The following is an 18,121-nucleotide window of genomic DNA, read 5'->3' as shown; positions in this document are numbered from 1 at the left end:
ATGAAGGACGACGTCTACGGCTACGACCAGCAGTTGTACGACCGGTCGTTCCTCAACTGCTACCAGCGGCAGGCCATGGTCATGCTCGCCGAGCGGGTGCCCGACCTGCCGCTGGCCTTCTCCCCCTGCCTGGTCGCCGGCGACGACATCGCCGACCAGGTCATCCGCATCGGCCGCCCGAAGTACGACTTCCAGAGCGCCCTCCTCGACCCCGACAACCTCGCCCGCGTCGGCGTCGCCAGGCAGTACCTGCCGTTCGACACCTACGCGCAAGCACGCGACCTCATCGCCGACACCGTCCGCCGCGCCGGGTACGTCATCCTGTTCGTGGACGTCTACTACCTGCCGCACACCCCCGAATACCGCACCGACCACGTCGTGCACACCATCACGCTCACCTCCTACGCGGACGGGAACTGGTCGATACTCGACGACAACCGGGCGAGCGTGCTGTGCCGGTACGCCTACCCCGAGGACGTCATCGCCGCCGCCTACGACAACGGCAAGCTGCGGCACGTGAGCTGGTTCCCGGCCGGGCCGTACGACGTGCAGGCCGCCGTGACCGGCTCCGCGGCGGCGTTCACGGAGGTGCTGCGCGCCCACGACGACACGTACGCGCTGCTGGACGGGGTGGCCGACCTCCTGGCCACCCCGTGGATCGCCCCCGCCCGCACCATCGCCCTGCTCTACGACGCCTTCTCCGTCTACGAGGGGTCGCGGGCCTGCCTGCGCGCGTTCGCGGCGCGGCAACCCGCGTACGCGGACGCCGAGCCCGCGCTCGCCGACCTCGTCGGGCGGTGCAGGGACATCAGGAACCAGTTGATGATCGGCAAGGCCCTCGGCCAGGTGGACGCCGTCCGCGTGGCCGCCGCCTGCGCGGACCTGCGCGCGGCGGAGGAGGGCACGCTCAAGCTGCTGCGCGAACGAGGAGGAATCTGATGGCCATCGACCCACGCCTCGTCGTGACCGGGTTCCGCCCGGACGGCGCGGCGGTCGTCGTCGGCGACACGCTCGTCACGCCGATCACCGCCCGCGCGCTGCCCGGCCAGGAGATGTACCTGATGTGGGGCAGCCCCGACGGCGGCGCGACCGTCGGCCCCAAGGCGGCCCCGCCGGTCACGCTGCCGTTCTTCGCGGGCGCCGGCGGGACCCGGCTCCTGCTCGTCCGCTTCCCTCCCGCCTCGTCGGTGCCGCCGCCCTCTACCGAGGAGGAGCGGGCCGAGATCGACGCCGAGGTCGAGGAGCGGCTGCCGGGCCTGATGGACGTCTTCGAGCCGGGCGACACCTCGGGCATGCACACCACCGACACCCTCGACTACGGCATCTGCCTCGAAGGCGAGCTGTGGCTGGAGCTCGACTCCGGCGACGAGGTGCGGCTCACGCCCGGCGCGTGCGTCGTCCAGCAGGGCACCCGGCACGCCTGGCACAACCGCGCCGCGACGCCCGCGCTGATGGCGTTCGTCGGCATCGGCGCCGAGCGGGCGTCGTGAGGCGGCTCGTGGTCGTGGCTACTGGGCCGCGCCTGTACCGGGAGTTCATGCTGCGTCAGATCGGCGAGCGTTACGAGGTGCACCTCGTCATCGGCAGGCCGGTCGAGTGGGAGGCGCCGTACATCGCCTCCGCCACCGTCGTCCCCGGCATGACGACCGGCGGCATCGTCGCCGCCGTCCGCGAGGTCGTCGGGCGGGTGGCCGCCGACGGGGTGATGACCTGGGCCGAGGACCACGTGGTGGACGCCGCGCTCGCCGCCGCGGCCGTCGGCCTGCCTGGCGCGGGCCCGGATGCGGCCCGCGCCTGCCGCGACAAGCACGCCACCCGCGCCGCGCTCGCCGCCCACTTCGCCGACCAGCAGGTCACGCGCTCCACGCACGCCGCCGGACAGTACGGCGTGCCTCAGCCGCAGTCCGTGCTGGTCGGGGACGTGGCCGAGGCGCGTGCCGTCGCCGACAAGTTCGGCTACCCGGTCGTCGTCAAGCCCAGGGCGGGGGTCGCCAGCCAGGCCGTCGCGCTGGTCCGCGACGGCGACGAGCTGGCCGACCACTTCGCTCCCGCGCACCGCCTCCCCGCCGCCGGCCTGCCGTCCGCCGACCGTTTCGTCCTGATCGAGGAGTACCTGACGGGGCCGGAGGTCGCCGTGGACTGCGTCGTACAGGACGGGCGGGTCACGCCCGTCTTCGTCTCCCACAAGGAGATGGGCTACGCGCCGTACTTCGAGGAGACCGGCCACTGGACGAACGCGGACGACCCGCTGCTCGGCGACCCCGCGATCGTCGCCTTCCTCGACCAGGTCCACGCGGCCATCGGCTACTCGACCGGGGCCACGCACACCGAGTTCAAGCTCACCGGCGAGGGGCCGAAGCTGATCGAGATCAACGGGCGGCTCGGCGGCGACCTGCTGTCGTACCTGTGCCACTGCGCCTCCGGCGTGGACCCCGGCCTGGCCCTCGCCGCGGTGTCGTGCGGCGACGCGCCCGATCTGACGCGGACGCGGGCGCTGTGCTCGGGCATCAGGTTCGCCTACCCGCCGTGGCACGAGACCCGGATCGAGGAGATCGCCTTCTCCGCTTCCGAGCTGCCGCCGGAGGCCGATCTCGCCGTTCCGCTCGTCGGGCCGGGTGAGGTCGTCCTGCTGCCGCACAAGGACCTCATGGAGGGGCGGGTCGCGTTCGCCACCGCCACGGCGGCCGGTCGCGAGGAGGTGTCCGCCGCGCTCGACCGATCGCTGGCGGCGTTACGCTGCGCCTGGAGCCCCGCATGACGGCCCCGTCAGACGAGGGAACACCCACCGACGGCGCTCCTGCTTCCCCCGACACGACGCCTGCCAACGGGACGCCCGCCGACGAGGCTCCCGCCGGGGTGCTGCGCACGCTGCGCGAGCTGCCGCGCTCGGCGATCGTCCTCCTGTTCGGCATCGCGCTCAACCGCATGGGCAGCTTCGTCGCCCTCTTCCTCGTCCTCTACCTGACCGGCATCGGCTACAGCCCGGCACAGGCGGGCCTCGTCCTCACCGGCTTCGGCGCCGGCTCCATCGTCGGGACGTTCGTCAGCGGCAGCGCGACGGGCCGGTTCGGCGCCCGCACGGTGATCATCTGGTCGATGCTGCTGTGCAGCGTCGCCACCGCCGCGCTCGCCGCCGTCACGGCGATCGTCCCGCTCCTGGCCATCAGCTCCGTCGCGGGCGCGCTCGGCCAGATGTACCGCCCGGCCGCCTCCACCATGCTCGCCGAGCTGACCCCGCCGCAGCGGCTCGTGATGGCCTCGGCCGCCAGCCGCTTCGGCCTCAACCTCGGCGCCGCCATCGGCCCGCTGCTCGGCGTGTGGCTCGCCGCCGCGTACTCCTACCAGGTGGTCTTCGTCGTCAACGCCGTCGTCAGCCTGCTCTTCGCCGTCGTCGTGCTGCTCGTCATCCCGCCCGCCCCCCGCCACCGCCCCACGGAGGACGCCCCGGCCGCCGAGGACACCGCCCGCTACCGCGACCTCCTGCGCGACCGCCGGTTCCTGCTCTTCCTCGCCGGCATGTTCATCACCGCGGTCGCCGAGGTCCAGTACCAGTCGACGCTCCCGCTCGAAGTGCAGCAACGCGGCTACCCGACCGCACTCTACGGCGCCGTCGTGGCCCTCAACGGCGCGCTCGTCATCTTCGTCGAGCTGCCCCTGACCACGCTCATCCAGCGCTTCTCCATGCGCGCCACCGTCGCCGCCGGCTGCCTCCTCCTCGGCGTCGGCCTCGGCCTGTTCGGCCTGCCCTTCGGCCCGTGGATCTTCGTCGTGGGCGCCGTCGTCTGGACCCTCGGCGAGATCATCAGCGCCCCGTCCATCGGCGCCTACCCGGCCCTGGCCGCCCCGACCCCCGCCCTGCGCAGCCGCTACATCGGCGCGCTGTCCACCTGCCAGACGGCGGGCTGGGCGGTCGGGCCGAGCATCGGGACGGCGTTGTTCCAGTACGTGGGGGGTGCGGTGTGGGTCATGTGCGCGGGGCTCGGGGTGCTCGCCTGCCTGGGGATGCGGGCGGGCGTCCGGGATCCCGTCGTGCGTTGATCAGAGAGTTCACGAAGGGGCCTTCGCCTCCTGCGCCCCTTCGCAGACGACCATGGTGTTCTCGACATGACAGACGTCCACCCGCTCGAGCCGCTCGCGTGGGACCGCCCGCATGAGCCACAGTCTCCGGTTCTGCGCGTCATGCGGCTCCTTGCCCATCGGAAAGGTGATCGCGCCGGTAGCGCCGGCGACTTCGAGGCCACGCAGGTTGTCCTGCACTCCGGCGCTGACGTCCATGCCGTCCGTATAGCCGCGGATCCAGTCGAAGGCGGTGGTGACGGCGAGCGCCGCGTCGTGGGTCAGCATGACATGGTCGGCAGGCAGTGGCACGGGTGGCGGATGGCCCTCGTGCGTGCTCTTCTTACGTTCGGTCTCGACCTGCTTCATGATCTCGCGGACGACACTCTCGTGGTTGTTCGCGACCGGGGCGCTCTCGTCCGTACGGGGATCGCTGAGCGAGATGAACCGCACATCCATGTTGTGTCCCTGCGGGTTGCGCTTCGTCTCCGTGGCCACCATGCTCGTCACATCGTCAGAGGACAGCACAGGCACATTTCGCTTCGCACAGTGAGTCCGCCACGCGTCGTCCAGCACCGGGAACAGTGCGGCGCGGCCCGTGTAGAACAGGGCTCCGTATTCCCGGCACGCTTGTTCGACCATGTACCGCAGATCTTTGTCGTCGGTGTAGACGTATCTCCGGTAGAGGTTCGCTGGATAGATCTTCGCGAACTCGTCTGCCATGTCCTCGCTGTAGATCTCCAGCTCATCTCGTTGCTGCAGAATCGCCACCTTGGGGTTCTCGGGCAGCTTGCCCTCCTGCAACGGCAGGCCCGTTTTCAGCCAATGGACCGCGACTCTGGCCTGGTGTGAGTTGAGTGCCGCCATCCGGTAGAAATACGGGCACATCTTGCCGCCGAGCGGGCGCAGCCGATCAGCGCCCGCGGAGGTCGTGACCGCCGGCAGTTGCGCCCCGCACAAGATCTCCAACGCTGTTCGCACCTCGGTGCGGCTCCAGCCGAGGCCGACCACGGCCGCGATGGAACGATCCCAGGCCGCGCGCTTGACGATCGCATCGGCGGCCATGCGGGCGTTCGTGAAATCCTGCCCCGGATTGGCGAACTCGACCTGCACCTTCCAGTCGCTCTGCTGCTTGTTGGTCTCGAGCTGCCTGGCGTAGAGCCCGGTCAGCTCCGCGGCTGTGCCGACCAGGCTGTGACCGGGATCCTGCTCCCCGGAGCGGGTGAGCTGCCCGAAGTAGATGATGCGGTAGATCTTGGCGTCCGCAGGGATGAAGTCGTTCTGATCGGTGATGAGGCGCAGGATCGGCGCGAGCGTGGAGTCGTAATTGACGGTGGCGCTACTCAGGCCGATGCATTCGCCGTTCATCGAGGACAGACCTGACCCACACGGGCGCAGCACCCACCACCCGCCTCCGCCGAGCGGCAGCAGAATGGTCGTCGCGACCAGCAGCCAGTATCCGACGGGACGAAATCGCCGGAGGGCGCGCCGCTTGACCTGCGGCACGTCCGTGAACTTCTCGTAGGCCGCGCTCCGGTCCATGACCAGGTAAGGGCAGGGCGACACCCGTTGTGCGGAGTCCTGCCAGTCGGCATGGGCCCGGAGCAGGTCAGGGCCCGCCGGGTTCACCCGGGCCGCGGACGGATGGTCGTCGCCGCACAGGCCCGCGGGCCAGACGTCCGCCTCGGCGACGACGAGCAGCGGCACCTTCCGTCCTGTGTCCGTGAGCACCCGATGCATGACCTTGAGGAAATTCGTCCGCTCGGCGTCACGGCCGATGTCGCCGAGCCGGAGAACGGCGTAGCCGCCCCTGCCCCACCCCGGCCAGGGCGCCTTGCGGCGGTAGGCGAGGCGCAGATCCTCGAGGAAGGCGAACATGAGCAGCCGCTCGATGACGGCGTCGTCCTCCTGCTCCGCCACCCTGCGCAGGTAGGCGGGCAGTGCTTCGCGCTCGCCGCGCCGCACATACGGCTCCGTGCAGAACCAGCGATGCCGGTACGTGCCACTGGACCAGAAGCGGGCCATCGCCAGGGCGGCCAGTACCGCGCCGACGAAGGAACTCGCGAGGATGAACACGTTGGCCGCGCCGGCGGTCTCCAGCCACTTCGTGAGCAGCACCGTGACAATCGCCGCCACGATGGACGGGCCGCCCAGGAATCGCACGAAATATTCGAAACGGCCGCCGAACGATCGCAGGGGGGCGCGTCGGCGCCGCCATTCTCGCAGGCGTTCTTCGTAGACCGCGTCCCGGGACCTTTGCGAGCCGCTGCCGGCCTGGTCGCCCCGGTTCTCTTCGGGTGGTTGTTCTCGCTCCTCATGGATTCGCAGCGCGAACAGAATGATCTGGGTGAGCGGAAATCGCGGCGCCGGCAACCAGGAACCCGGCACTCGGGCGCCCAGATCCCCCGTCCCCCCGGCCGCGCGGTCGATGAGTGTCCGGAAGGTCGTCTGGCGCCCGTGGTCGTGGCTCACGTCCGCGTTCGGCACCTCACCGGCGACCGCACCGGCGAAGATGGAGGCCTGCGCCTCGCGGTGCGGGCCGGTGAAGATGACCGCAGGAACGAACGTGCTTCTCTTCCAGACCGCCGATCGGCGGACCATTTTTATGGCCAGGGATCGAATCGGAGAAGCGCTCACTTTTGACTCCCGTGACCTTGACGAGAACGAATCCCGACCACGGTAAGTCGTCGCGGCCAGGCGTGAGAGACAAATGCTGGAACGCGCATTTCTTTATCTCAGCCGGTCGCCGCGCAATACCTATGCATTCCCTGCCGGTGCCATGGAAATATCCCAAAAAGCGGCGTAGCGCCCGCCCCGGTGGAGCAGCTCGTCATGCGTGCCCTCCTCCACGATCCGCCCCCCGTCCAGAAAGGCGATGCGATCGGCGCCGCGCACGGTCCGCAGCCGATGCGCCACCATCACCACGGTCCGCCCCGCCATCAACCGCTCGATCCCCTCGTGCACGGCCGCCTCGTTCACCGGATCGAGCGCCGAGGTCACCTCGTCCAGCAGCACGACGGGCGCGTCCTTGAGCAGGGCGCGGGCGATGGAGACGCGCTGGCGCTCGCCGCCCGACAGCAGGGCGCCGCCTTCGCCGACGGGGGTGGCCCAGCCGTCCGGGAGGCGTTCGATGACCTCGTCCAGGCGGGCCGCGGTCGCCGCCGCGCGGACCTCGGCGTCGGTGGCGCCGGGGCGGCCGAGGCGGAGGTTGTCCTCGATGGTGCCGTCGAAGAGGTAGACGTCCTGGAAGACGATGGCGATCCGGGACATCAGCTCCCGCGTGTCGATGTCGCGGACGTCGGTGCCGCCGATGCGGACGGCGCCGGCGTCCACGTCGTGGAAGCGGGCCAGGAGTTGCAGGAGGGTGCTCTTGCCCGCGCCCGACGGGCCGACCACGGCGAGGCGCCTGCCTTCCGGGATGGTCAGGGACAGGTTGTCGACCACCGTGTGGTCGCCGTGGCGAAAGGTGACGGCGTCGAATCGCAGGTCGTGGGTGGCCGGGGTGATCGGTGAGCGGGGTTCGGGCAGGGGCGGGGTGCTGAGGAGGTCGTCGAGTTTGGCGAGTTCGGCGCGGGCGCCGCGGAGCTGGCCGCCGATGTCGCCCAGGGAGAGGAGCGGGTCCGCGCAGCGGGTGGCCAGGACGAGGGAGGCCAGCAGCTCGGCCGGGCCGATGCCGCCGCCGAGTGCCAGGTTGGCGCCGAGGACGAGGAGCGCGGTGAAGAGGGCCTGCACGGTGAGGGAGAGGCCGAGGACGCCCGGCAGCGCCGACAGCGCGGAACGGCGGGAGGCGCGCTGGAGCTCGCGCAGCGAGTCGTCGAGCAGGCCGAAGCGCTCGGCGGTGCGGCCGCCCGCCCGCAGCACCGGCTGGGCCTGGAGGTACTCGATGACCCGGCCGGCGGCGCGCTGGTCTCGGTGGTGGCGTTCGGCGTCGGCGGCGGCCGTCGCGCGGCCCGTCCAGAGCTGGACGGCCGCCACGACCGGCACGGCGAGCAGCGCCGCGAGCCCGAGCTGCCAGGTGACGGCGAGCATCACGGCGACGATGGTCAGCGGGGTGACGGCGGCGGAGATGTACGGCGCCAGCACGTGCGCGAGCACGCTCACCGCCTGCAGCACGCCCCTGCTCGCCAGGAGCGACACCTCGCCGACGCGGCCGGGCCCGTACCAGCCGATCGGCAGGCGGGCCAGGTGGTCGCCGAGCCGGTGGTACGTGCCGCGCAGCAACGTCGTCCCGACGCGGAAACCGGACAGGTCACTGGCGTAGCGGAGCGCGGCGTAGCCCGCGACCGCCGCGCCGAACGCGATCAGCCACGGGCGGGCGGCTCCCGGATCGCCGCCGAACAGCGCTCGCAGCACGGGCACCAGCAGGGCGTACGACAGGCCCTCGACGACCGCGGTCGCCGTCATCAGGGCCACGGTGCGGCGCACCGGACGCGCGTACCGGTGTCCCAGGACGCGCAGCAGCATGCGGATCATCGGGGCTCGTCTCCTCGGTGGGTCTGCCAGAACGCGGCGAACCGGCCGTTCCCGCTCAGCAGCTCGGCGGGCGTGCCGCGCTCGACGACGGCGCCGTCGTCCAGCATCACGACGCTGTCGGCGTCGGCGATCGTCTCCAGGCGGTGCGCGATGACCACGATCGTGCGGTCGCCGCGCAGCGTGGCCAGCGCCTGCCGGACGGCCTGCTCGGTCTGCGGGTCGGCGAACGCGGTGGCCTCGTCCAGCACCAGCACGGGGGTGTCGGCGAGCAGCGCGCGGGCGATGGCGACGCGTTGCGCCTCGCCGCGCGACAGCTCGGCCTCCTCGCCGAGCACCGTGTCGTAGCCGCGCGGCAGCCGCAGGATCCGGTCGTGGACGCCTGCCAGCCGGGCGGCGCGGACCACCCGGTCGTGGTTCGCCTGCGGGACGGCCAGCGCGATGTTGTCGGCGACGGAGGCGCGCAGCAGGCGGATGTCCTGGAAGACGAAGGAGACCGTCCGGTAGAGCTCCCGGCTGCCGAGGTCGCGCAGATCGACGCCGCCCAGGGTGATCGAGCCGTGCGTCGGGTCGAAGAACCGCGGCAGGAGCTGGACCAGCGTGGACTTGCCGCTGCCCGACGGGCCGACGATCGCGGTGACCGTGCCGGGCTCGAAGGCCAGGTCGATGCCGCGCAGCACCTCGCGGCCCGCGTCGTACCCGAAGCGCACGTCCCGCAGCTCCACCCGGTGGCCGCGCGCCGCGACCGGGCGGGCGGGCTCCGGCAGCGGCTCCACCGCCAGGACGTCCCTGATCCGGCCGGCCGCGCGCCAGGCCGCCGTCAGGTCGTCGAACCCGTGCCCCAGCGCCGCCACCGGCGCGGTCAGCCCCAGGCCCAGCAGCAGGAAGGGCAGCAGGTCGGCGGGCGCCAGGCCGCCGCCCGCGATCAGCGCCGCGCCGCCGGCCAGCACCACCAGCAGCACGAACGGCGGCGCCAGCGCCGTCTGCATCCCCGCGGCGATCGGCGCCAGCCCGCGCGCCCACCGCAGGAACGTGCCGGCGAACTCGTCGGTGGCCGTCAGGAACCTCCGGTGCGTACGCCCGGCGCCGCCGAACGCCTTCACCACCGCGATGCCCTGCACGAACTCCACCGCCGAGTCGGCGATCCGCCCCATGGCCGCGTCGAACTCCCGCTGCTCCCGCTCCCTGGCCGGGGTCATCATCAGCGGGACCAGCGCCACCGCCATCAGCACCGGGATCAACGTGATCAGCGTCAGCCGCCAGTCCACGGTGAACAGGTAGACCAGCGACACCAGCGGCACCACGAACGCCGAGACCAGCTCGCCCGGCGTGTGCGCGATGAACGGGTGCACGGCGCTCACGTCCTCGCCGACCACCTTGGCCAGCTCGCCCGTGCCGCGCCGGGAGAACCAGCCGATCGGGACGCGGCCCAGGTGCTCGGCCAGCCGCCGGCGGAAGGCGAGCTGCACCTGGCCGTCGAGCAGGTGCCCGATCCCCGACGACGCCGTGGTGAACGCCAGCCGGACCAGCAGGCCCGCCACGCCGGCCAGCACCACGGACCAGACGTGGGCGGGGTCGGCCGGGGCGGGGGACAGCAGCGTCCGGCCCAGCTCGGCCACCGCCAGCAGCGGCGCCAGGCCCGCCACTGCGCCGATCACCTGAAGGAGCACCAGGGCGGCGAAACCGCCTGTGTGCGGGCGCAACAACCCCGCGACGCTCTGAACGCGCCCGTGCGCTGAGGGACTCCCGGGCGTTGGGCGGCTTCCGTGCGCTGGGGGAGCCTCGGAGGGGGCGGCGGGCTCAGGCACCGAGGTGCTCCCGGAGGAAGGCGAGGATCTCCGCCCGCGCGGGCGTCGCCTGCGGCGCCATGCCCGGCATGCTGAGGAACGCGTGCCCCGCCTCCGGGTACTCGCTGAGCCGCGCGGGCGTCCCGGCCGCCTGGAGCCGCTCGGCGTAGCGGCGGCCGTGGTCGGCGAGCGGGTCGTGGGTCGGCACCACCACGAGCGCCGGGGCCAGCCCGCCCAGGTCGTCGGCGTACAGCGGGGACAACGCGCGGGCGTCGCCGCCCTCGGGGACGGCCACGCGCTGGAAGAAGCGCAACTGCGGCAGGGTGAGGGTGGGCGTCTGCGAGAACCGGGCCGTCGAGTCGTACGTCAGAGCCGTCGAGGTCACGTCCACGGCGGGGTTGACCAGCACCTGCGCCCGCAGAGGCAGGCCCTCCCGCCTGGCCCTGACGGCGGCCAGCGCGCTGATCAGCCCGCCGCAGCTCTCGCCGAAGAGGGCGACGCGGGACGGATCGACGCCCCACGTCTCGGCGTGCTCGACCACGTGGCGGAGCACGTCCCAGCCGTCGTCGGCGGCTGCAGGCAGCGGCGTCTCCCAGTCGAGCAGGCGGTGCTCGACCGAGACGACGAGCGCCGGCAGGTGGGCGGCGAGGTGGCTGTTGACCCAGTCGCTCTGCGCGGCCGTCCCGACCCACCCGCCGCCGTGCACGTGGATCACGAGGGGGAGGGGGCCTGCGGCGGAGGGCCGGTACACGCGAACGGGAACCTCACGGCCGGGGAGTGCCGCCTTCTGCCAGCCGATCGTGGCGCCGGGGTCGGGCTCCCCGGTGATCACCCGTGCCGCGGCGGACGCCCGGACGCGGTTCTCGGCGTCCCGGAAGGCGGTCAGTTCCTCGGTGGTCACGGTGGACGACCAGTCCGGCTCCGCCGGGCGTCCCATCGCGGTGATGTCGGTCATGCGCTCCTCCAAGGGGATTCCGCTACCTGAGGTTTCGAAACTAACGGTAGCGCAATTCGGTATCGTGTGAGAATGAGTTCGACCACACCCGCGAGCCGCCCGCCCGGCCGCCCGCGATCCGGCGTCAACGACACGGTCTTCGCCGCGACGCTGAGCACGGTCCAGGAGCTGGGTTACGCGCGGGCCACGGTGGAGCGCATCGCCGCCGCGGCGGGCATCGCGAAGACGACGATCTACCGGCGCTGGCCGACGAAGGGCGCGCTGATCGTGGACGTCCTGCTCGACGCGTTCGGCCCGGTGCCGCTGGAGGGTGACAGTCGGGCCGAGATGATGTCCTCGATCATCCGGTGGAGCGCGGGCAAGATCGGGGAGCCCGGGGTGGGGGACGCGTTCGCGGGCGTGTTCAGCGACGCCGTCAGCGATCCCGACCTGCGCGAGATCCTCGCGTCCCGCTTCCAGGATCCCTACCGGATCGCGCTCCAGGAGGCGCTCGACGAGCCGGAGCAGCGGGTGCTGTTCTTCATCGACGTCGTCGTGGGGACCCTGCTGCACCGGATGGGCATGACCGGCGAGCCGATGGTGGACGAGGACGTGGACGCGCTGGTGGAGTTGGTCCTGCCGCATTTCCGGTGAGAAGTTCCGGCTGGTACGACGGGTGGCCGGCCCTGAGGTGGTCCGCCAGGACGGCTTGGGCGGCGGTTACTTCAGGTCTGCGAGAAGGGCGTCGAGGGTCGCGCGCAGGGAGTCGGAGCCGGCCTGGTCGAACCAGGTGGTGCGGACGCGCTCGTTGAGCCCCTTGGGGGTCTCGTGGTCGGCCGCGAGCTGCTCCAAGGAGCGGCTCTCGTCGCCCAGGCTGCGGCCCACGCCTTCGAAGAGGCCGCGCACGTAACGGTCGGCGTCGGCGGCGGACATGCCGTGCCCGGCGGCCCACGACGAGAGCGTGGCGAGGTAGGCGTAGTGCGTGCTCAGCGTGGCGGTCAGGGCGGAGAAGACGTTGAAGGCCGCCTCGTCGGCGACGGGCAGCGCCCCTCCCAGCGTGGCGAAGAGCGCGTCCACCACCGGATGCGACGGGCAGGTCACCGTGACCGAGCGGCGCTCGCGGACGGCGGGCAGCGGGATGGCCCGCACCACCGGCGCGCCGGTGCCGAGCGTGCGGCGCACGTCGTCGTTGGCGACGCCGCCCATCACGTTGACCACGATCTTGTCGTCGTCCACCCGCAGGCCGGCCAGCGCCTCGTGCCGGTCGTGGGGGCGCACGGCGATGATCACCAGGTCGGAGTTGTCGATCACGTCCTGGTTGCCGGCGCACACCCGCACGCTCTCGTAGCGTTCGGCCAGCTCGGCGGCCACGCGGGCGCCCCGGGGCGAGAGGAATACCTGAGGGGCCTCGCCGTCGCCCTCGCACAGGCCGGTCACGATGGCCCGGCCGATCTCGCCCACTCCGACGATGCCGATGCGCACTGCTGCTACCTCCACGTGAACAGGCAAGACGGGCGAACGCGAGCCTATCGGCGACTTCCCGGTCGGCTGCGCACGGGTGCAGGCGAGCCCCCACTCACCTGCGGGCTGGAGCCTCACGTTTCCGGCGCGGCCGGTGCCCGGTGACCTCGTGTCCGGCGTCCGGGCGCAGCGTCGTCATCAGCAGCGCGCCCACCAGCGCGACCGCCCCCGACAGCCAGAAGGCCACGGCGAAGTCGCCCTGGGTGAGCGGCGTGGCGGCCGGGCCGTGCGCGACCTGGAGGACGATCGCGGCGGCGGCCACCCCCAGCGCCATGGAGATCTGCTGCATCATGCTGAAGAACATCGAGGCCGAGGCCCGGTCTCCGGGCCCGATGTCGGCGAACGACAGCGTGTTGATCCCGGTGAACTCGATCGACCTGGTCACCCCCGCGACGAAGGCCACCGCCGACACCACGACGAACCCCGTACGCGCGTCCAGCAGCCCGAAGGCCGCGATGGACAGCGCCACCCCCACCCCGTTGCCGATCAGCACCGTGCGGAAGCCGAGCCGCCGCAGCAGCGGCGTGGTGATCGCCTTGACGACCAGGTTGCCCAGGAAGTACACGAGCACGATCTGACCGGCCTCCAGCGGTGTCAGCCGCCACGCCTCCTGCAGCATGAGCGGCAGCAGGAACGGCGTCGCGCTGATGGCCAGCCGGATGAGGTTCCCGGCGTGCAGGGTGGAGGCCGCGAACGTGGGCACCCGCAGCGGCGTCAGCTCGATCAGCGGATGGGCGGCCCGGCGGAACCATCGGACGGCGGCCACGCCCACCAGCGTGCCGACGGCGAGCAGGGCGAGGTCCAGGCCGACGGCCGACGGGTGGGCCAGCTCGGACAGGCCGTAGATGGTGAGGCTGAGCGCGCTGATGATGAGGACCGTTCCCGTGCGGTCCAGCGGCCTGCGCGCCGCCTCGCGCACGCCGGGGACGAAGGCCAGCACGAGCGCGGTGCCGATGAGCGCGAGCGGCGCGTTCAGCAGGAAGATCCACTGCCAGCCGTACCAGGTGGTCAGCGCGCCGCCGACGACGGGGGCGATGACGGGCGCGATCAGGCCGGGCCAGGTGATCAGCGCCGTCGCGCGCAGCAGGTCCTCCTTGCCGGCGTTCCTCAGCACGATGATGCGGCCGACCGGCATCATCAGGGCGCCGCCGACGCCCTGCACGACGCGGGCCAGCACGAACTGCCACAGCTCGGTGCAGGCCGCGCAGCCGACCGAGGCCAGGCCGAACACCACGATCGCGGTCGCGAACACCCGCTTGGCGCCGTACCGGTCGGACAGCCAGCCGCCGAGCGGGATGAAGGCGGCGCCCGCGACGACGTACGCGGTGATGCCGATGTTCACGCTGACGGCGTCCACGCCGAACGTCCGCGCCATCTGGGGGAGGGACGTGTTGATGATCGTGGTGTCGAGGTTCTGCATGAACCACGCCACGGCCACGATCAGCGCGACCCGCCGGGGAGCGGCCGTTGCGGGCGGGGAGTCGTGGGGGACGCGCGTCATGTTCTCTCCGGGGGTGCCGGTCGGCGCGGGCCTCGGGCGGGGGTCGAGGGCGGCCGGCCGGCTCTGGTGCTCGGGGAACATGGTCACATACCTGTGCGAAACCACCCCACGGTGGGGCCGGACCGGCCGCGATAAGGTACGCGCGTGAGTCTCGAGCCTGGACGGAGAACGGGGGACGACGGGGCGACCCGGCGGCGCGGCGCCCGGCTGGAGGACGCGCTCCTCGACGCCGCCTGGGACGTCCTGCTGGAGCACGGCTACCTCGGCTTCACCTACGAGGCGGTCGCCGCCCGCGCCGGCACCAGCCGCCCCGTCCTCTACCGTCGCTGGCCGCGCCGCGAGGACCTGCTGCTGGCCACGCTCACCAGGTACTGGCGGCCGATCGCGATCCCCGACACCGGCAGCCTGCGCGGCGACGCGATCGGCTTCCTGCGCAACGCCGACGCCGACCGCGCGGGCATGATCACGCTGATGAGCGTGCAGCTCGTGGACTACTTCCAGGACACCGGCACGAGCCTCGGCGAGCTGCGCGACACCCTCCTGCCGCCCGGCCACCCGACCGCCTTCGAGACCATCGTGGCCCGCGCGGTCGGGCGCGGCGAGCTGCCGGACGTGCCGCGCCCGGCCCGCGTCCTGAACCTGCCGCTCGACCTGCTGCGGCACGACATGTTCATGACGATGCGCGCGGTGCCGGACGAGGCGATCGCGCAGATCGTGGACGAGGTGTGGCTGCCGCTGCTCGGGGTGCCTAGGCCGTCGTGAACGGCAGCACGAGCCGTGACCGGTGGGCGGCGTCGCGGTAGACCTTGTGGCTGGTCGCGCGGCCGGACGGCAGGTGCATGGCCTCGGGCGGCAGCAGGGAGTTGTGCGTGTCGGCCAGTGGCTCGTCACAGGACAGCTCCACCTCCAGGCGGTGCCCCGGCCGGAAGGAGTTGGCGAAGGGGTAGAGCCGCACCACGTACTCCTCGATCACGCCAGGCTCGACGGGGACGGCGCGGGTGTGCGGGTGGTACGGGTCGCCCTCGGTGGTGCGCTCGTCCAGCTCGCGGTGGGAGGCCTTGAGGTAGCCGGTGGTGACGAGCTGGCGCCCGCCGTCGGGGGCGGTGTCCCAGAGGCGGAGGATGAGGTTCGTGTCGTCGGTGTCGATCTCCACGAACAGGTGCGCGGCGCCGGTGCCGGCCATCCCGGTCTCCTCGGCGAACGGCTCGGTGGCCCAGGTCAGCGTCTCGACCTGGTCCGTCACCGTCAGCGGCGCCTGGTAGAAGCCGTCGGGGGCGGCGTACTCGGGGCCGAGCGGCTCGGGATCGGCGGAGAGCCTGCGGCGGGGGCGCAGGTAGAGCGGCCGGTGCTCGACCCCGTCCAGCGGCCACCGCGGCGACGTGACCCACTTGCGGGAGCCCTCGACGAAGACCTTGACGGCAGGCTCGTCCATCACGCCGGTGTCGATGCCCTTGAGCCAGTGGTCGTACCACCGGAACATGTCGTCGTGGACCTCGTGGAACGGGCGTTCCTGCATGGGCGGGTAGGGGAGGAGGTCGAGCTTCCTGGGGCCCCTGAGCGCCTTGAACAGCTCGATGCTGCCGTCCACGGTCCAGCCCCGGCCCCAGTTGATCTGCACGTAGACGGGGATGTCGATGTTGGGGGCGAGCGTGATGGGGTTGCGCTCCTCGTAGTACTCGCCGTCCAGCTCGTTGAGGATGATGTCGTACCAGAGCTCGCGGTTCTTCGGGTAGTGCAGGATGTGGGCCAGGTTCGGCCAGCGGGCGACGTCGGGGTCGGCGAGCCGCGCCTCGACGCGCGCGGCCAGCTCCTCGGGGGAGAGCTGCGCCTGCATCCTGGACCTGATGTCGGCGACGGCGATGCCGGAGTCGCCGCCGCGGCCCTCCCGCGCGGCGCGGGGCATGAACCAGAGGATGCCGCCGTGGTAGGAGGTCTCGTAGAAGTCGTAGTGGCCGCCGCTGCAGAAGATCGCCTTCAGGTGGGGCGGGCGCTCGGCCGCGGCCAGCACCTGCATGGAGGCGAAGTACGACACGCCGACCATGCCGACGTTGCCGTCGCACCAGGGCTGCTCGGCGACCCACTCGATGAGGTCGTAGGCGTCCTGGCCGAGCGGCGTGCCGCCGGCGTTGTAGTTGCCCACCATGACGCCGCCCGAGGCGCCGGAGCCGCGCAGGTCGGCGATGACGTGGACGTAGTCCTCGCCGACGATGCGGGCGATGTCGCCGGCCTCCAGGCAGCCGTCCCACAGCGGGCTGGGGCGGCGCTGCGGCGGCAGCATGAGCGACTGGGCCTGCAGCTCCTTGCCGTACGGGCTCATGGCGACGAGCGCGGGCCGCGGCTTGTCCTCCGGCCCGTGGTAGACGTCGAGCGCGAGGGTGACGCCGTCGCGCATCGGGGCCCCGAGATCCTTGCGGATGGTGATCTTCTGCCCACCCGCGTCCCAGGTCTTCAGATCGGCCATGAGTGTGCGGCTCCCTTCGCCTGACTTATGCATATTATTATATTAAACGGTCGAAGGAGAGGCAGCGATGGCGCACGACGTTGACATCCACCCGCTGGTGTCGCCCTGGGGACGCTTCGGTCTCTACAGCTACTTCATCGACGCCCCCGAGCCGGCCGTCGTCGACACGGGCATCGCCGGCTCGCCCGCCGGCGGCATGGCCCCCGAGCTGGAGAGGCTGGGCCGCCGCGTCGAGGACGTGCGCTGGATCCTGCTCACCCACGGCCACATCGACCACCTCGGCGGCGCGCACGCCCTGTGGGAGCTCACCGGCCGGCGCGCCGAGATCGTGATCCACGAGGCCGACGCGCACCTGCTGCGCGCCCGGCAGGCCCACGTGGACCAGTACGTCAGCGTGCGGCAGCAGTACCTCGACGACCCCCAAGGCGTACGGAAGCAGACCGAGGCGGCCGGCGCGGTGATCTCCGGTGAGCTGGAGCCGACCGTGCCGCTGCGCGGCGGCGAGACGCTGCCGCTGGGCGGCGGCGTCACCGTCTCCGTGCACCACGTGCCCGGCCACACCGCCGGATCCGTCGCCTACGCCGTGGACGGCCGGAGCGCCGTCTTCGTCGGCGACGCCGTGCAGATCCACGGCGCCGCCAACGGCTTCCCCGGGTACGAGGACCCGGACGCCTACCGGGCGAGCCTGCTCCGCCTCCGCGACGAGATCCGTCCTGACTCCCTGTACCTGGGCCACCCGTACCGGGGCGCGGACGGGGTCGCCTACGACGTCGTGCTCGACCGCGAAGGAGCGGAGCGGGCCCTGACGGAGAGCCTGGACATCGAGGCCCGCATCGGCGAGGTCACCGGCCGCTACCTGCGCGGGGGCTTGAGGCGCAGCGACTCGGTGTACTCGCCGTTCGCCCCGGTCGCCGAGGAGCTCGGCTACCAGGGCGACCCCCGGCTGGAGCCGTCGCCGTTCTTCACGACGCTCCACGGCTATCTGCGACGGCGGGAAGCGGCTCGCTGACCTCCTGACCGGGCGTCGCGGCGGCGCGTACGAACCAGAAGGCGAGCGCCGCGATGACGCCCGGCACCGCGAACGAGACGAAGTTCAGCTCGGCGGGCAGGCTCAGCGAGAGCAGGATCCCGCCGTACGTCGGCCCGACGATCGCGCCCACCCGCCCCACGGCGGAGGCCAGGCCGATGCCCGTCGCCCGCATCGAGGGCCGGTAGTACTGCGAGACGAAGGAGTAGGCGATGTTCTGCGAGCCCGTCGTGCACGCGCCGGCCACGAAGACCAGGACCGCCAGGACGGCGAAGCCGTTCGCGAAGCCGAGCAGGCTGAGGGCGACGGCCGAGCCGACGAACATGGGGATGAGCACCCGCTTGGCGCCCGTTGATCATCAGCA

15 protein-coding genes are annotated in these 18,121 nt (G+C 72.0%); 7 read left to right on the top strand and 8 right to left on the bottom strand.

Going from position 1 to position 18,121, the window contains the following annotated elements; genetic code table 11:
* Genes ABD331_RS10420 through ABD331_RS10405 form a run of 4 tightly spaced genes read left to right on the top strand, consistent with a single transcriptional unit; the run spans position 1 to position 4,038 of the window.
* Positions 1–939 carry a hypothetical protein gene (locus ABD331_RS10420; protein ID WP_344473057.1) on the top strand — a complete coding sequence of 313 codons (939 nt, stop codon included), beginning with the start codon at positions 1–3 and terminating at the stop codon, positions 937–939.
* Complete coding sequence (locus ABD331_RS10415; RefSeq protein ID WP_344473055.1) at positions 939–1,490, top strand: cupin domain-containing protein; 552 nt, start codon at positions 939–941, stop codon at positions 1,488–1,490. Before ABD331_RS10420 ends, ABD331_RS10415 begins: the two co-directional genes overlap by 1 nt.
* A complete protein-coding gene (locus tag ABD331_RS10410; RefSeq protein ID WP_344473053.1) occupies positions 1,487–2,758 on the top strand; it encodes an ATP-grasp domain-containing protein in 1,272 nt (423 codons plus the stop codon). Before ABD331_RS10415 ends, ABD331_RS10410 begins: the two co-directional genes overlap by 4 nt.
* Positions 2,755–4,038, top strand: coding sequence for an MFS transporter (locus ABD331_RS10405; RefSeq protein ID WP_344473051.1), 1,284 nt, complete (start codon positions 2,755–2,757; stop codon positions 4,036–4,038). Before ABD331_RS10410 ends, ABD331_RS10405 begins: the two co-directional genes overlap by 4 nt.
* A gap of 9 nt (positions 4,039–4,047) precedes the next feature.
* On the opposite strand, the gene ABD331_RS10400 is transcribed toward ABD331_RS10405, so the two are convergent.
* The 4 genes from ABD331_RS10400 to ABD331_RS10385 all read right to left on the bottom strand — a co-directional run bounded on the left by ABD331_RS10400 (position 4,048) and on the right by ABD331_RS10385 (position 11,268).
* Complete coding sequence (locus ABD331_RS10400) at positions 4,048–6,693, bottom strand: hypothetical protein (protein ID WP_344473049.1); 2,646 nt, start codon at positions 6,691–6,693, stop codon at positions 4,048–4,050.
* Positions 6,694–6,813: 120 nt separating this feature from the next.
* The gene (locus ABD331_RS10395; RefSeq protein ID WP_344473047.1) at positions 6,814–8,529 is read right to left on the bottom strand and encodes an ABC transporter ATP-binding protein; all 1,716 of its coding nucleotides are present in this window, start codon (positions 8,527–8,529) and stop codon (positions 6,814–6,816) included.
* Positions 8,526–10,232: an ABC transporter ATP-binding protein gene (locus ABD331_RS10390; protein WP_344473045.1), complete on the bottom strand. Its 1,707-nt coding sequence runs from the start codon at positions 10,230–10,232 to the stop codon at positions 8,526–8,528. The genes ABD331_RS10395 and ABD331_RS10390 overlap by 4 nt, the downstream gene beginning before the upstream one ends.
* 94 nt (positions 10,233–10,326) lie before the next feature.
* Positions 10,327–11,268, bottom strand: coding sequence for an alpha/beta hydrolase (locus ABD331_RS10385; protein ID WP_344473043.1), 942 nt, complete (start codon positions 11,266–11,268; stop codon positions 10,327–10,329).
* Positions 11,269–11,340: 72 nt separating this feature from the next.
* Between ABD331_RS10385 and ABD331_RS10380 the strand changes: the two genes are divergently transcribed.
* Positions 11,341–11,901 (top strand): TetR/AcrR family transcriptional regulator, encoded by a 561-nt coding sequence (locus tag ABD331_RS10380; protein ID WP_344473041.1) that lies wholly within the window; start codon positions 11,341–11,343, stop codon positions 11,899–11,901.
* Positions 11,902–11,967: 66 nt separating this feature from the next.
* On the opposite strand, the gene ABD331_RS10375 is transcribed toward ABD331_RS10380, so the two are convergent.
* Together ABD331_RS10375 and ABD331_RS10370 are read right to left on the bottom strand one after the other, a co-directional pair.
* On the bottom strand, positions 11,968–12,744 hold the full coding sequence (locus tag ABD331_RS10375; protein WP_344473039.1) for an NAD(P)-binding domain-containing protein: 777 nt from the start codon (positions 12,742–12,744) through the stop codon (positions 11,968–11,970).
* Between the two features lie 79 nt (positions 12,745–12,823).
* Complete coding sequence (locus ABD331_RS10370) at positions 12,824–14,350, bottom strand: MFS transporter (protein ID WP_344473037.1); 1,527 nt, start codon at positions 14,348–14,350, stop codon at positions 12,824–12,826.
* 63 nt (positions 14,351–14,413) lie between these two features.
* Between ABD331_RS10370 and ABD331_RS10365 the strand changes: the two genes are divergently transcribed.
* Complete coding sequence (locus tag ABD331_RS10365) at positions 14,414–15,031, top strand: TetR/AcrR family transcriptional regulator (RefSeq protein WP_344473035.1); 618 nt, start codon at positions 14,414–14,416, stop codon at positions 15,029–15,031.
* Here the strand turns inward: ABD331_RS10365 and ABD331_RS10360 are convergent.
* Positions 15,018–16,730, bottom strand: a complete 1,713-nt coding sequence (locus tag ABD331_RS10360) for a CocE/NonD family hydrolase (RefSeq protein WP_344473033.1) — start codon at positions 16,728–16,730, stop codon at positions 15,018–15,020. The two genes, ABD331_RS10365 and ABD331_RS10360, sit on opposite strands and share 14 nt — an antisense overlap.
* Positions 16,731–16,797: 67 nt before the next feature.
* On the opposite strand from ABD331_RS10360, the gene ABD331_RS10355 reads away from it, so the two are divergent.
* Positions 16,798–17,739, top strand: a complete 942-nt coding sequence (locus ABD331_RS10355) for an MBL fold metallo-hydrolase (protein ID WP_344473031.1) — start codon at positions 16,798–16,800, stop codon at positions 17,737–17,739.
* On the opposite strand, the gene ABD331_RS10350 is transcribed toward ABD331_RS10355, so the two are convergent.
* Positions 17,693–18,094, bottom strand: a complete 402-nt coding sequence (locus ABD331_RS10350; RefSeq protein WP_344473029.1) for an MFS transporter — start codon at positions 18,092–18,094, stop codon at positions 17,693–17,695. The two genes, ABD331_RS10355 and ABD331_RS10350, sit on opposite strands and share 47 nt — an antisense overlap.
* Between the last annotated feature and the right edge of the window lie 27 nt (positions 18,095–18,121).

It is taken from the genome of Nonomuraea monospora, from assembly GCF_039531895.1.
Taxonomy (GTDB): domain Bacteria; phylum Actinomycetota; class Actinomycetes; order Streptosporangiales; family Streptosporangiaceae; genus Nonomuraea; species Nonomuraea monospora.
Note: the sequence above shows the minus strand (reverse complement) of the source record. Positions and strands in the feature narration are given on the sequence as shown.